This is a genomic window from Saccharopolyspora mangrovi (assembly GCF_035320975.1).
GTDB classification, from domain to species: Bacteria; Actinomycetota; Actinomycetes; order Mycobacteriales; family Pseudonocardiaceae; genus Saccharopolyspora; species Saccharopolyspora mangrovi.
This window is the reverse complement of sequence record NZ_JAWLNX010000002.1, coordinates 55,948-70,053: the sequence shown is the minus strand read 5'-3', so window position 1 is coordinate 70,053 and position 14,106 is coordinate 55,948. Positions and strand designations below refer to the sequence as shown.

Here is a 14,106-nt window from a genome sequence, read left to right as displayed (position 1 = left end):
ATGCCCGCTTCGCGCTGTGGGTGTCGGATCAGGCCGCGTCCTGGGCGATGTTGAGGTCGCGGTCCTTGGTCTCCGGGGCGACCAGCGAAGCGGCGAAGCTGATCGCCATGATCACCATCATGTAGATCGCCACCGGGATCCACGAACCGCCGAAGGCGGCCATCAAGCCGGCGCAGATCAGCGGCGCGACACCGCCGCCCACCACCGAGGAGAACTCGCGGCTCAGCGCCACGCCGGCGTAGCGGTAGCGGTTGCCGAACAGCTCCGGGAAGTAGCTCATCTGCACGCCCACCGAGCCGTGGCAGGCCAGGATGAAGCCGAGCACGATCGCCACCGTGATCGCCACCGGCGAACCGGTGTTGAGCGCGATGAACGTCGGCACCGGCAGCAGCACCAGGGCACCCATGATCGTGGAGTAGACGCTCTTGCGGCCGACCACGTCCGACAGCGAGCCGAACCCGAACGCCGCGATGCCACCGCAGATCGCGCCCAGCAGCAGCACCTTCGGCACGAACGCCTTGTCCACGCCCACCGAGGAGACCAGGTAGGACGCCATGAACACCTGGTAGGTGTAGGACTGGGCGTTGGAACCGACGTTGAGGAAGAACGCCAGCAGCAGCGGCTTGCGGCCCTTGCGGAAGGTCTCGGCGACCGGCGCCTTGGTCTCGCCGACCTGCTCCTTGAGCTCCTGGAACACCGGGCTCTCGTGGAGCTTGCGCCGGATGACCAGAGCCGCGATCGTCACGAGCAGGCTGCTGCCGAACACCAGCCGCCAGCCCCAGCTCATCAGCGCTTCCTCGGGCAGCGACTGCGCGAGGATCCAGGCCACCGCACCGAGCGCGGTGCCCAGCGCGGCACCGGTCATCACCAGCGAGGCCAGCGAGCCCCGCTTGCCCCTGCCCGCGGTCTCGGTCAGCAGCGTCGCGCCACCGGCCTGCTCGGCACCGGCACCCATGCCCTGGAAGAACCGGCACGCCACCAGCAGCACCGGCGCCAGCAGCCCGACCTGCGAATAGGTCGGCAGCAGGCCGATGGCCAGGGTGGATCCGCCCATCAGCAGCAGCGTGGCCACCAGCACCCACTTGCGGCCCAACCTGTCGCCGAAGCGGGAGAAGATCAGCCCGCCCAGGGGCCGCGCGGCGAACCCCACCGCGTAGGCGCTGAACGACGCCAGTATGCCGGCGACCGGCGAGATGTTCGGGAAGAACAGCTTGCTGAAGATCAGAGCCGAAGCGGTGCCGTAGATGACGAAGTCGTACTGCTCCAGCGTCGTGCCGATCAGTCCGGCCCACGCCGCCCTCCGCACGGCCTTGCGGTCCGACGGGGCCTCAGTGGTGTCCACAGTGGAACTTCTATGTTCGCTCATCGGGTCCACGCAATCTGGTCGTGCTGCGGTTATCTCTGGGCTTGCAGGGCTTCTCGGGTCGCCGCGGCGACCCCGTGGGCGGCGAGCACGTCGACGAGCTCGGCCACCCGCGTCTGGAACTCCTGGTGCGCGGCGAGTTCGTCGCCGAGCAGTTCGCCGCGCAGCGCGGCGGCGACGAACTCGCGCGTGCCCGCGGCCTCGGCGTGCGCGGCGCGCAGCCGCTCGGCGGCCGGGTCGACCATCGCCGCGGTGTGCGCGCTGGTCTCCGGGGCGGTGGTGGCGCGCAGGTAGGCGGCCACGCACAGCGCGAGGTGCTGCGGCACCCGGCCGGCCTTGAGGTGCAGCGCCGCCGGTTCCGGGACGCGCTGGGCGAGCTTGGTCGACCCGTCCGAACCGACCTGCCGGGTGCGGTGGCCCAGCGCGGTGTTGCTCCAGCGCGTGAACAGCTGCGCGGAGTAGTCCTCGAAGTCGATGCCTGCGGGCATCGTCAGGGTCGGCAGGTAATCGGCGCGCATCAGCTCACGCGCGGCCTCGGCGATGTGCGGGCGGGCGGTGGCCTCGGCGATGAGGTCGCAGCCGTCCAGCGCGCCCAGGTAGGCGATCAGCGAGTGGGTGCCGTTGAGCAGCCGCAGCTTCATCAGCTCGTAGGGCTCGACGTCGTCGGTGAAGGTGACCCCGCCGTGCTCCCACGCGGGCCGCCCTGCCGTGAAGCGGTCCTCCAGCACCCACATGCTGAACGGCTCGGCCGGGACCGGGACCTCGTCGCGCAGGCCGAGCCGCTCGGCCACGGCCTCGCGGTAGGCGTCGGTGGTCGCGGGCACGATCCGGTCCACCATGCCGTTCGGGAAGCTCACCGAGGAGCGCAGGTAGGCCAGCAGGTCCTCGCGCTCGGGGGCGGGCAGCGCCTCGGCGAACTCGCGCACCAGGCGGCCGGTGAGCTCGCCGTTGCCGGTGAGGTTGTCGCAGCTGAGGATCGCCACCGGGGAGGCGTGGGTGGCGGCGCGGCGCTGCAGCGCCCGGGCCAGCCGGCCGATCGTGGTGCGCGGCGCTCCTCCGGCCAGGTCGGCGCGCACGTCGGCGTTGTCGAGGTCGAGGCTCAGGGTGCGCGGCGAGTAGCTGTACCCCTTCTCCGTGATCGTGAGCGTGACGATGCGCGTCTCCTGCGCCGCCAGCGCGGCCAGCACCGCGTCGGGTTGCTGCGCGGCCACCAGCACGTCGCTGTGCACGGCCGGCACGCCGACCTCGGTGCGCTCCGGGGAGATCTCCACGACCCCGTAGCGCATGTCCTGGGCGCGCATCGCCTCGGCGACGGTGGCCGAGGAGTTGGCCACGCCGACGATCGCCCACGGCCCCTCGGTGTGCTCCAGCGCGCGGGCGGTGTGCACGGCCTGGTGGGCGCGGTGGAAGTTGCCGAGTCCGAGGTGGACGATGCCGGGCGCGCCCAGCGACCGGTGGTGCTGCAGGGCTGGTACCGGCGTGGTGGAGGCGTTGAGTCGTTGCATGGCGAACCAATCGGTGGGCAGGGGTCAGCGGGAAGCGGGAGCGGTGGAGTCGCGCACCACGAGCTGCGCGGGGAGCAGGTGCTTGCGCGGCGGCGGGCGGTGGCCGCCCAGGATGGGGCCGAGCAGTTCCACGCTGAGCGAGCCGGCCTTCGACCACGGGATGGAGATGCTGGTCAGCGACGGGCGGGAGACCTCGGTGAGCGCCACGTCGTCGATGCCGATGACGCTGAGCCCGTCGGGCACCTCGACGCCGAGCGCGCGGGCGCCCTTGATGACCCCGAAGGCCACCAGGTCGTTGTGGGTGATCACCGCGGAGGCGCCGGTGGCCAGCACGCTGGCGGCGACCGCGGTTCCGGCGGCGACCGTTTCGGCCTGCCAGTCCAGCACGTTCAGCTCGATCCCCGCCTCGGCGGAGAGCTGCTGCACGAGCTGCACGCGGCGGGGGCTGGACCAGGAGTGGGTGGATCCGGAGACGAACGCGAGGCGCTTGTGGCCGAGTGCGGCGAGGTACTCGACGGCCTGGCGCAGTCCCTCGGCGGCGTCGGCGAGCACGCAGTCGACGCCGTCGTGCTCCTGGTTGATCAGCACGGACGGCGTCGATCCGCACAGCTCGACGAGCTCGTCGGCGGGCAGCCGCGACGAGCACAGCACGATGGCCGCGACCTGGCTGCGCAGGTGGGCGATGGCCTCGCGCTCCCGCTCGGGGTCGCGGTCGGTGTCGTGCAGCACGAGGGTCTGCCTGCGCCGCCGTCCCTCGCCCTGGGCGGCCTTGACCAGCGTGCCGTAGACGGGGTTGGCGATGTCGGGCACGACCATCGCGACGGTGGAACCGGCGACCTGCGCCTCACCGGCCTTGGCGGCGGCCTGGTAGCCGAGTTCCTGCGCGGCGGAGAGGACCTTGCGCAAGGTGTCCGGGCCGAGTCGCTGCGGGTCGCTGAACGCGCGCGACGCGGTGGACAGCGCGACGTCGGCTCGTTTGGCCACGTCGGTCAAGGTCGGCGCCATCGCCCCTCCGCTCTCGTGCACCCCGGTCGTGCACCGGGCAGAGCAGATATTGACCAACCTTGCGCAAACTTGTCAACTCTCTTGCCGAGCCACCCTCCAGCGCGCGGCGCAACGCCTGACCGATCTCGGCGTCATCGTGGCGACCACAGTGGACCCGGATCGGTTGTCGCCGGACGTGCGATCACCCGCCTGGCCAGCGATCCCCGAGGACATGGCCACCCTCGGGGCCTAGGTCGCGGCGCCGTGCCGCCGAACTGCTCCACTGCACCACAGCGGCGTCGCCCGCAGGCCGGACTCGTTCGCGCCACCCTCGTCCTGGCCGCGTGGCGGCTAGTCGAGAGCGGACTGCGACCGGCCCAGGGCGTCACCGAGCCGGAGCCGGTACAACCGCGTGGGGCGGCCGCGCCGGGTGGGCTGGGCGCTGCCCTCGGCGGTGACCAGCTCGGCGGTGCCCAGCTTGCGGATCAGCCGCCTGCCGCTGGGATCGGTGATGCCCAGCAGCGTCGCCAGTTCGCTGGGCGAGACGGCCCGGCCGTGCAACTCGCGCTCCAGCGACACCAGCCGGGACAGCGTCGCCGGGCTCAGGCCCACGTCGCGGGCCATCCGCTCCAGCTCGGCGCTGTGGTCGCGGTAGGCGAACTCCGCGCGCCGCCCCGAGCCGCCGATCGGGCCGATGATCACGCCGCTGTCCTGGATCACGAACCCGCACGAGTGCGGTTCGGCCTCGGCCCGCACCGCGGCTCGATCGGCCAGTGAAATCCCCGCCCGCACCGAGGAACCCAGCCCGAACCCGGCGGCGATGCGCACGTCCATGCGGTGTTCGGCCTGCTGCAGCGCCGGAACCACCTGCCAGTCGGAGGTGGCGCGCTCCAGCAGCGCCTTGTGCGCGAACAGCAGCAGCCCGCGCTTGCCCCGGTTCTCCACCCAGGACCCGGCCAGGTTCGGGTCCTGCAGCAGCAGTTCGCGCAACTGCGCCCGCGCACCCTCCACGTCGGAACCATCGCAGATCTGGAAAACACCTGCGGCGAAACGGCGATCCTCGGCTCGGGCGGCCCGCAGCCGCAGCAGGAGGTCCTGCAGCTGCTCGCGCACCGAGGCCGCCAGCAGCTCGGAGTCGACCACCGGGGCCTCCGCGCGCAGCGCCTCGGCGACCTCCCGGCGCGGGGTGATCACCACGCCACCGTTGCGCAACGCCTCCCGGTGGTGGGCCACGACTTCCTCGAGGGGCTGTCCGGGCGCGTAGGGCAGCGCGGAGTGCCGCACCCCGAGAGTGGTGGCGAGCTCCTGGATCACGTGGTGGTCGAAGGTGTCGACGCTGGCCCGGCGGTGCTCGGGGAAGTCGGCGCGCATCCGCGCCACCGCCAGCGCCAGCTCCAGCGCGCCCGGCCGCGCTACGGCCACCGGGAGCTCCTCCGGCAACTGCCCGCGCACGGCCTCGTGGGCGCGCGGACCCACGAGCATCCCGTCCACGCCGGGCGAGGCGAGCAGCTCCAGCAGCCGATCACCCGCCTGCTCGGCGTCGTCGTAGACGGCCCAGCGCAGGGTGGCGCCGGTGATGGTGCTCGCGGCCTGGCGGAAGACCTCTTGGCGACGCGCGTGCACCAGCACGCCGATCACCACGCTCATGTCGCCACCCGGATTCGGTTCGCCGACGAAACTTCACCAGGATTGCGCGATCGGTGCACGCGGTCAACGCGATCGAGCTAGTCGGTGACTATTCGGATGCGGTCGGCGTGATCGAGACGATATCCCACGCCCCTGACGGTGGTGATCAGGTCCAGCTCGGGGCCGAGCTTGGTGCGGATCCGCCGGACGTGGACATCCACCGTTCGGGTGCGCGGTTCGCTGGCGAAGTCCCAGACCGCGGCCAGCAGCGTGTTGCGGTGGTGCACGCGGCCGGGGTTGCGGGCGAGGAACAGCAGCAGGTCGAACTCGAGGCGGGTGAAGCGGACGTGCGTGCCGTCCGGGCGGATGATCTGCCTGGCCGCCACCAGGATTCGCAGCTTCGGCGAGGGCACCGGGGCGGCGTCCACCGTGGACTGCGCTGGGATCGTCTCGCGCAGTTGGGCGTTGCGGGTCAGGATTCGTTCCAGCAGGCCCAGGTCCTCGCGGGTGACCACGAATCGGGCGGTGACCTCGACCAGGCCGGCGTCTTCCGGCGCGAAGTCCGCTGCTGTCGGTTCCAGCGTCATGGCAGGTTTCTCCATCGCTGCGGGGTGTGAACGGGCGGGAGCGGCAGAGCTCATCCGCGCGGACACGCAGCGGAGGCGACCCACAGCAGGTCGATGTGCGCACGCTGCACCAGCAGCGGTCCCGAGGCCATGCCACAAGATGGAAGCAGCTCCCACTGATCTGGTCAAAGCGCTCCCGCACGGTGGGAACGCACAGCTCAGCGGCGGAACCAGCGGCGTCTGCGGGGCTTGTCGGGCTGCGGAGCGGTCGTAAAATCCGGCTCGGATGAATCTGACCGCTGGGAACGCTGGGAACGCCACTGCTCGACCAGCGCGTCGACCTCGACCGGTGCCACCGCCACGCGCGGGCCCTCCGGGAACCGCAGGTGGTCCACGATGCGCCGGTTGAGCTCCCCGGCGACCTCGCGCACCGCCTGCTCGGTGGTCAGCTCCGCCACGGTCTCCGGCAGCCGCTCGATCTCGCGGCGCAGCCGCAGGGGAGTGGGCAGCAGCGCATCGCCGGAAATGCCTTCGCGCTGGATCTGCTGCTTGATCCACCACTGCTCGTCCAGCGGTGCACCGGCGCCCGGCAGCGGCTTGCCCGCGCCGGGCAGGTCGTCGAAATCACCGCGTTCCTGCGCGGTTCGGATCTGCCGCTCCACCCACGACTCGAACGTGACCCCAGGAGGCTTGCGTTCGCCCATGCCGCGATTGTCCTGCATCACCGGCGCGGACCGCCACCATCACGCGCTGCGGCGCAGGAAACCGTTGAGCAGCGCCGCCTGCCCGGCGTGCTGCAGGTCGTCGGCGATCACGCTCACCAGCCGCACCCCCAGGGTGACCGGCGGCGACCAGGTGGCGTCGATGACCTCGTCCAGATCGGCGTCGCTGAGGCCGGTGATGAACCGCAGCGTCTGCTCGTGCACGGCGTTGTAGTAGCCGGTCAGCAGCTCGCCGGAGGCGCGCACCGACTCGACCTGCTCGGCGTCGTGCCCGTAGCCGGTGTCCTCCTCGTCCAGCGGCAGCTCGAAGCGCGCCGCCCAGTTCTGCACCAGCCACACCTGCTCGGTCTCGGCGACGTCGGAGATGTGGTCGTCCTGCACCCGCGCGAGGTGCCACACCAACCACGCGATCGAGTTGGCCTCGGGGTCGATTTGGTGCGCCAGCTGCTCCTCGTCGAGGCCGGAGACCGCCTCGTGCACCGCTTCCTGAACCCGGCTGAACGCATCGACAAGCACATCGGCGCTGGTCATCCGGCCCTGCTCCTCACATCCGGTGGCAACCGCTTGCGCGCACACGGTACGGCGCACCACCGGCCGCGGCATCGGACCCGCCACGGCGTGTTCGGGTTTCAGCGGCGCGGCGGCACCGGGATGCGGTCGAGGTCGGCGGCCACCACGACCTGCCCGCCGAACACCTCCGCCGCCTCCTCGCGGAAGCGGCGCGGATCGGGGTAGCGCTGCGAGAAGTGCGTCAGCACCAGGCACCGCACCCCGCAGTCGGCGGCCACCCGCCCGGCCTGGGCGGCGGTCAGGTGCCGGTAGCGCTCGGCGAGATCGGCGTCCTGCTGCAGGAACGTCGACTCGATGACCAGCATGTCCGCGCCCGCGGCCAGCTCGAACACCCCGTCGCAGAGCCGGGTGTCCATCACGAACGCGAACCGCTGACCGGCCCGCACCTCGCTGACCTCCGACAGCTCCACCCGCCGATCGCCGACCGGCACCGAACCCTCGCGCTGCAACCGCCCGATGTCGGGTCCGCGGACGCCCAGCCGCGACAGCTCCTCGGGCAGCATGCGGCGCCCGTCGGGCTCCTCGAGCCGGTAGCCGAAGGCCTCGATCCGGTGCTCCAGGCGCACCGCCCGCACCGTCCCGAACCGGCCCCGCGCGATCGTGCCGTCGCGGGTGATCGGGTGCTCGTCCAGCTGCACCGAATCGTCGTAGGCCGACGCGTAGCGCAGGTGCTGGAAGAACTTCGCGCCCGAGGCCGGGTAGTGCGCGTGCACCGCAGCGCGCACCCGGTCGGTCGACATCCGGTGGATCACCCCGGGCACGCCCAGGCAGTGGTCGCCGTGGAAGTGCGTGATGCACAGGTGGTCGACGTCGTTGGCGCTGACCCCGGCGAAGGTCATCTGCCGCTGCGTGCCCTCACCCGGGTCGAACAGCAACCCCATCCCGTCCCAGCGCAGCAGGTAGCCGTTGTGGTTGCGGGTGCGGGTCGGCGCCTGGCTGGCCGTGCCGAGCACGACGAGTTCCCGGTTGGACACGCCGGCAACCCTATGCGCCCGGCCCGCCGGCGCGGAGCGGACCTCACGACTCGGGTGGGCCTGGTCGACCGGATTTCACCTCGGATTCCTCCTCGTGTTCCTGCGCGGCCTCCAGCGCGGAAGTCTCCTCCGGCGGATCGGGGCGCAGCAGGCTGCCGGGCACCGAACGTCCCGCGGCACCGAGCTTGTTCATCTTCTTCGGCACCGGAGCGCCCTGGTAGGCCAGTGGCACCGGGTGCCCGTGCTCGTCGACCGGACCCAGCGGCTGGTGCACCTCGATGAACTCGCCGTGCGGCAGCCGCTTGACGATGCCGGTCTCCACGCCGTGCTCGAGGACTTCGCGGTCGCCTCGCTGCAGACCGAGGCAGATCCGGTAGGTGAGGTAGTAGGCCAGCGGTGGCAGCAGCAGCACGCCGATGCGACCGGCCCAGGTCATCATGTTCAGCGACAGCCCGAACACGAAGGCGACGATGTCGTTCATCCCGGAGATCAGCACCACGACGAAGAACGCGATCGCCATCGCACCCAGCGAGGTCCGCACCGGGTTGTCGCGCGGGCGCTGCAGCAGGTTGTGGTGGGCGTCGTCGCCGCTGAGCTTGCGCTCCAGCATCGGGTACATCGCGGCGATGGTGAACACCAGGCCCATGCCCAGGATCAGCGGGAAGAACGGGGCGCCGATGGTGAACGGCCCGAGGTAGAGCTCCCACGGCGGCCACAACCGGCCCATCCCGTCGGTCCACATCATGTACCAGTCGGGCTGGGAGGCGGACGAGACCTGCGAGGCCACGTAGGGACCGAAGTTCCAGATCGAGTTGATCTGGAAGATGCCGCTCATGATCGCCAGCACGCCGGTGACGACCAGGAAGAACCCGCTGGACTTCACCGCGAACACCGGCATGATCCGCACGCCCACCACGTTGGACTCGGTGCGCTTGGGACCCGGGTACTGGGTGTGCTTCTGGTACCACACGATCGCCAGGTGAGCGGCCACCAGCGCCAGGATGATGCCGGGCAGCAGGAACACGTGGAACAGGTAGAAGCGCGGGATGATCTCGGTGCCCGGGAACTCCGAGCCGAACAGCAGCCAGTGCAGCCAGGTGCCGATGACCGGGATCGACAGCAGGATGCCGGAGGCGATGCGGAGGCCGGTGCCGGAGAGCAGGTCGTCGGGCAGCGAGTAGCCGATGAAGCCCTCGAACATGCCCAGCACGAACAGGCTGACGCCGATGAGCCAGTTCGTCTCCCTCGGGCGCCGGAACGCACCGGTGAAGAAGATCCGGAACATGTGCGCCACGATCCCGGCCATGAAGATCAACGCGGCCCAGTGGTGCAGCTGGCGGGCGAACAACCCGCCCCGGACCTCGAAGGAGATGTCGAGCGTGCTTTCGAACGCCCGCGACATCTCCACGCCGCGCAGGTTGGTGAACTTCCCGTCGTAGGTCACCTCGGCCATCGACGGGTCGAAGAAGTAGGCCAGGTAGGTGCCGGTCAGCAGCAGCACGATGAAGCTGTACAGGGCGATCTCGCCGAGCAGGAAACCCCAGTTGGTGGGGAAGACCTTGTTCAGCTGCCGCCTGATGCCCGGTGCCGCGCGGAAGCGCTTGTCCAGCTCGTCGGCGCCTTCGGCCGCTGACCGGGACAGCTTGCTCTCTGGCTTCGTCGGCTGCGTCAGCTTGCTCATGTCGACTCCAGGCATCGCCGGAATTCACGACATTGCCGACCCAGATTACTGCGTTCCGCGCTGCCGAGCAGCCGAAATTCGTGCTAGTTGCCCTGGAACAGGGTCTGGAAGAAGGTCGTCAGCGAGCTCACCACCGTGGTCAGCGCGGCCACGATCGTGGTGAAGGCGTTGCGCACCGCCTCGGCGGCCGAGACGGGGTCGCGCACCAGCAGTGAGCCGCAGACCAGCACCACCAGAATCACGATCACGGTCACGGCTTTGGGGTTCATGCGATCAGCCTCCGTCGGTCCGCCCGGCGCGCCGCAGGAACCCTACCTCCCACACCCGCCCCAACCGTCACGCGTCGGGGTCACGCGTGTCACGACTGGGACGTGCGTGCCAACGGCGGTGCCGGGGAACCGGGATGCCCTGCGGTGGGTCGAGTGGTGACGGCGTGTCGGCGCTGGGAGGCTGCACGCGTGCAGGACAAGATCACCGATGGTCGTTCGGTCCGCCGCTGGCGGCGCCGGCTCGCCGACGAGCGCGAGGAAGCCCGCGTCTACCGGAGCCTGGCCGCGCGCCGCACCGGCGAGGAACGCGAGATCCTCCTGGGCCTTGCCGAAGCCGAGGAACGTCACGCCCGCTACTGGGAGGACCTGCTCGGCGACGAGATCGGCCCGCACCGGCGCGGCCAGTTCCGGATGCGCATCCTGGTGGCGCTGGCCCGCCGCTTCGGCTCGGTGTTCGTGCTGGCGTTGGCCCAGCGCGCTGAGAGCCGCTCGCCCTACCGCTACGACCAGGACGTCCCGGCCTCGATGGCCGCCGACGAACGCATCCACGAGGAGGTCGTGCGCGCGCTGGCGGCCCGCGGCCGCGCCCGCGTGTCGGGTTCGTTCCGCGCGGCGGTCTTCGGCGCCAACGACGGCCTGGTCAGCAACCTGGCGCTGGTGCTGGGCGTGATCGGCGGCAACCTGCCCGCCGACGTGGTGCTGCTGACCGGCCTGGCGGGGCTGCTGGCCGGTGCGCTGTCGATGGGGGCGGGCGAGTACATCTCGGTCCGCTCGCAGCGCGAACTGCTCGCCGCGGCGACCCCGGACCCGCAGGCGCGCGCCGTCGTGCCCTACCTCGACGTGGACGCCAACGAGCTCGCCCTGGTCTACCGGGCCAGGGGCATGGACGAGGACGAGGCCCAGCGCCGCGCCGACGCCCTGCTGCGGGAGTTCCAGCTCAAGCTGCCCGCCGAAGCCGAACCGCAGGAGGGGAGCGCCGAGGCACCAGCCGAGTCCGCCGACGGCCACGACGTGGTGGGCACGGCCATGAAGGCTGCGGTGTCGAGCTTCGTGTTCTTCGCTTCAGGAGCCCTGGTCCCGGTGCTGCCCTTCGCGGTCGGTTTCACCGGTCTCATGGCGGTCGTGCTGGCCGTCGTCCTGGTCGGTTTGGCCCTGATGCTCACCGGTGCCACGGTCGGCGTCCTCTCCGGCGCTTCGCCGCTGCCCCGCGCTCTGCGCCAGCTCGCCATCGGCTTGGGAGCAGCAGCGGTCACCTACCTGCTCGGAGTCCTCTTCGGCGCCACCGTCGGTTGACCAGGCCGCGGTCGTGGTCGACGGGGTGGGCCCGTTGACCACGACCGGGTAGGTCAGCGGTCCAGCCTGGACATTCCGTCCGGGTGGTAGCGCTCGCCTGCGGCGGTGCCGGGCGGGAACTGCTCGGACAGCTCCGCCACCAGCTCGGGGGTGAGGGTCACGCCGGCTGCCTGGATGTTGGCCTGGACGCGTTCGATGCGGCGGCTGCCCGGGATCGGCAGGACGTCCTCGCCCTGGGCCAGCAGCCACGCCAGCGCCAGCTGCGCCGGGGTGATGTCGAGCTTCTCGGCGTGCTCGCGCAACGGCCGGGTCAGCTCGATGTTGCGCCGCAGGCTCTCCTCCTCGAAGCGGGGGTAGCGCTGCTTGCGGACCTCCAGGTTCTCCACGTCGGAGACGCTGGAGAACGCGCCGGTGAGCACGCCGCGCCCCAGCGGCGAGTAGGCCACCAGGCTCACGCCCAGTTCGCGGGTCGCCGGCAGCAGCTCGGCTTCGGGGTCGCGGGTGAACAGCGAGTACTCCTGCTGCACCGCGGTGATCGGGTGCACCTGGTGAGCGCGGCGCAGCGTCGCGGCGCTGATCTCCGAGAGCCCGATGTGGCCGATCTTGCCCTCGGCGACCAGCTCGGCCATCGCCCCCACGGGGTCCTCGATCGGCGTGGTGCGGTCGAGCCGGTGCAGGTAGTAGAGGTCGATGTGGTCGGTGCCCAGCCGCGACAGGCTCGCGTCCACGGCCTGCCGGACGTACTCGGGCCTGCCGCCACCGGTCTCCTTGTTCGCACCGAACTTGGTGGCCAGCACGACCTCATCGCGCCGCTTGGCCAGCAGCCCGCTGATGAGCTGCTCGTTGTGCCCGTCGCCGTAGACGTCGGCGGTGTCGAGGAAGCTCACCCCGAGATCGAGCAGCTCGTCCAGCAGTCGCGCGGATTCGGCGTCGTCGGCGGCCCCGTAGACGCCGGACAAGCCCATCGCGCCGTAACCGATGGCGCTGACCTCGGGGCCGTTGCGGCCGAGCCTGCGGCGTGGGGGAGTGGCAGACACGAAATCGACTCCTGATCGCGTTGGTGTTGGTGGTGACCAGCCTAGTCCCGGTAGTTAGCAGAGCTCACCATTCGGGACGCGGGCTCAGAGCTCGAAGCCGGCGCGGCGCTCGACAGGCACCAGGTCCACGTAGTCGGGGTGCTTGGCGATCCAGCCGCGGATGAACGGGCAGAACGGCAGCACCCCCAGCCCGCGCTCCCGCGCCTGGTCCAGCGCGGCGCGCGCCAGCTTGCCCGCCAGGCCCTGGCCGCCGAAGTCGTCGTCGATCTCGGTGTGGGTGAACGAGATCTGACCGGGCTTGAGCCGGTACTCCGCGAAACCGGCGAGCCGGCCGTCCACCCGGATCTCGAACCGGTTCGCGTCCGAGTTGTCCTTCACCTCGGGCTCGATGGTCATGGAGCGACTCCCGTCGATGGATGACGTTTCAACCAACATTGTGCACGCGCGTGGCTGATGCAGGAGGCTGAACACGTGAGCAACATCGAGAACGATCCGGACGAACTGCACTGCGGGGGCGTGGCCACCGCGGCACCGGAACCCGAACTGCTGCGACCACGCGAAGTTCCGCTGGGCGGGCCCCGGGCGATGCTGGTGGGCCGCACGCTGCCCAACCGCGACCGGCGCATGGTCGGGGCCTGGTGCTTCGCCGACTTCTACGGTCCGGCCGACATCACCGGTCAGGCCGGCATGCAGGTCCCGCCGCACCCGCACACCGGGCTGCAGACCGTGAGCTGGCTGCTCGACGGGCAGGTGCTGCACCGCGACAGCCTCGGCAACACCCAGCTCGTCGAGCCGGGTGAGCTGAACCTGATGACCGCCGGGCGCGGCATCTCGCACTCCGAGGAGTCCCCGGCCGATCACTCCGCGATCCTGCACGGCGTGCAGCTGTGGGTCGCGCTGCCCGCCGGCCAGCGCGACGTCGCGCCGCACTTCGAGCACCACGGCGCCCTGCCCGTGGCCACCACGCCGGAGGGTGCGGCGACGGTGCTGATGGGGTCGCTGCTCGGCGCGACCTCCTCGGCCAAGACCTACACGCCGCTGGTCGGTGCCGAGCTGAGCATCAACGCGGGTGCCGCGATGCGGATCCCGGTGGAGCCCGGCTTCGAGCACGCGGTGCTGGCGCTGTCGGACATCACCGTCAACGGCCAGCAGGTCAGCACCGGCGAGATGCTCTACGCGGGCACGGGGTGCGACGAGGTGACGATCGGATCCGCGGGTGCGGGGCGGGCGATGCTGCTCGGCGGGGCGCCGTTCGAGGAGGAGATCGTCATGTGGTGGAACTTCGTCGGCCGCAGCCACGACGAGGTCGCCCAGGTCCGGGCCGAGTGGGAGCGGGGTCGGGAAAGCTCCGACGAGCAAGGCCGTTTCGGCGTCGTGCGCGGCTACGACGCCCCGGCGCTGGCGGCTCCGGCGTTGCCCAACGCCGCGCTGCGCCCTCGCGGCCGGGTCCGCGACCGGCACTGATCAAGGCCTCGTGGCCGCGTCGGAGACGTCGACGTAGAGTCCGGGGAAGAAA

Annotated in this window: 14 protein-coding genes; 2 read left to right on the top strand and 12 right to left on the bottom strand. The window is 70.9% G+C overall.

What is annotated here, in order from left to right:
• Window positions 1–28: 28 nt before the first annotated feature.
• The 10 genes from R4I43_RS02930 to R4I43_RS02885 form a co-directional block, all read right to left on the bottom strand.
• On the bottom strand, window positions 29–1,342 hold the full coding sequence (locus R4I43_RS02930; protein WP_324263926.1) for an MFS transporter: 1,314 nt from the start codon (window positions 1,340–1,342) through the stop codon (window positions 29–31).
• A 53-nt stretch (window positions 1,343–1,395) separates the two neighbouring features.
• Window positions 1,396–2,868, bottom strand: coding sequence for a mannitol dehydrogenase family protein (locus R4I43_RS02925; protein ID WP_324263925.1), 1,473 nt, complete (start codon window positions 2,866–2,868; stop codon window positions 1,396–1,398).
• Between the two features lie 24 nt (window positions 2,869–2,892).
• Window positions 2,893–3,873, bottom strand: a complete 981-nt coding sequence (locus tag R4I43_RS02920) for a LacI family DNA-binding transcriptional regulator (RefSeq protein WP_324263924.1) — start codon at window positions 3,871–3,873, stop codon at window positions 2,893–2,895.
• 330 nt (window positions 3,874–4,203) lie between these two features.
• The gene (locus R4I43_RS02915; protein ID WP_324263923.1) at window positions 4,204–5,499 is read right to left on the bottom strand and encodes a hypothetical protein; all 1,296 of its coding nucleotides are present in this window, start codon (window positions 5,497–5,499) and stop codon (window positions 4,204–4,206) included.
• Window positions 5,500–5,576: 77 nt separating this feature from the next.
• The gene (locus R4I43_RS02910; protein WP_324263922.1) at window positions 5,577–6,065 is read right to left on the bottom strand and encodes a winged helix-turn-helix domain-containing protein; all 489 of its coding nucleotides are present in this window, start codon (window positions 6,063–6,065) and stop codon (window positions 5,577–5,579) included.
• A 197-nt stretch (window positions 6,066–6,262) separates the two neighbouring features.
• Window positions 6,263–6,748 carry a DnaJ family domain-containing protein gene (locus R4I43_RS02905; protein WP_324263921.1) on the bottom strand — a complete coding sequence of 162 codons (486 nt, stop codon included), beginning with the start codon at window positions 6,746–6,748 and terminating at the stop codon, window positions 6,263–6,265.
• 39 nt (window positions 6,749–6,787) lie between these two features.
• Window positions 6,788–7,297, bottom strand: coding sequence for a mycothiol transferase (locus tag R4I43_RS02900; protein ID WP_324263920.1), 510 nt, complete (start codon window positions 7,295–7,297; stop codon window positions 6,788–6,790).
• 98 nt (window positions 7,298–7,395) lie between these two features.
• A complete protein-coding gene (locus R4I43_RS02895; RefSeq protein ID WP_324263919.1) occupies window positions 7,396–8,310 on the bottom strand; it encodes a ribonuclease Z in 915 nt (304 codons plus the stop codon).
• A gap of 43 nt (window positions 8,311–8,353) precedes the next feature.
• A complete protein-coding gene (gene qcrB / locus R4I43_RS02890) occupies window positions 8,354–9,991 on the bottom strand; it encodes a cytochrome bc1 complex cytochrome b subunit (RefSeq protein WP_324263918.1) in 1,638 nt (545 codons plus the stop codon).
• 83 nt (window positions 9,992–10,074) lie between these two features.
• Window positions 10,075–10,260 carry a hypothetical protein gene (locus R4I43_RS02885; protein ID WP_324263917.1) on the bottom strand — a complete coding sequence of 62 codons (186 nt, stop codon included), beginning with the start codon at window positions 10,258–10,260 and terminating at the stop codon, window positions 10,075–10,077.
• Between the two features lie 189 nt (window positions 10,261–10,449).
• Here R4I43_RS02885 and R4I43_RS02880 point away from each other — a divergent pair, with 189 nt between their 5' ends.
• On the top strand, window positions 10,450–11,553 hold the full coding sequence (locus R4I43_RS02880; RefSeq protein WP_324263916.1) for a VIT1/CCC1 transporter family protein: 1,104 nt from the start codon (window positions 10,450–10,452) through the stop codon (window positions 11,551–11,553).
• Between the two features lie 53 nt (window positions 11,554–11,606).
• Here R4I43_RS02880 and R4I43_RS02875 read toward each other — a convergent pair whose 3' ends face one another.
• Together R4I43_RS02875 and R4I43_RS02870 are read right to left on the bottom strand one after the other, a co-directional pair.
• Window positions 11,607–12,590 (bottom strand): aldo/keto reductase, encoded by a 984-nt coding sequence (locus tag R4I43_RS02875; protein WP_324263915.1) that lies wholly within the window; start codon window positions 12,588–12,590, stop codon window positions 11,607–11,609.
• Between the two features lie 84 nt (window positions 12,591–12,674).
• Window positions 12,675–12,986, bottom strand: coding sequence for a GNAT family N-acetyltransferase (locus R4I43_RS02870; protein ID WP_324263914.1), 312 nt, complete (start codon window positions 12,984–12,986; stop codon window positions 12,675–12,677).
• 75 nt (window positions 12,987–13,061) lie between these two features.
• Here R4I43_RS02870 and R4I43_RS02865 point away from each other — a divergent pair, with 75 nt between their 5' ends.
• The gene (locus R4I43_RS02865) at window positions 13,062–14,054 is read left to right on the top strand and encodes a pirin family protein (protein WP_324263913.1); all 993 of its coding nucleotides are present in this window, start codon (window positions 13,062–13,064) and stop codon (window positions 14,052–14,054) included.
• The last annotated feature ends 52 nt before the right edge of the window (window positions 14,055–14,106 follow it).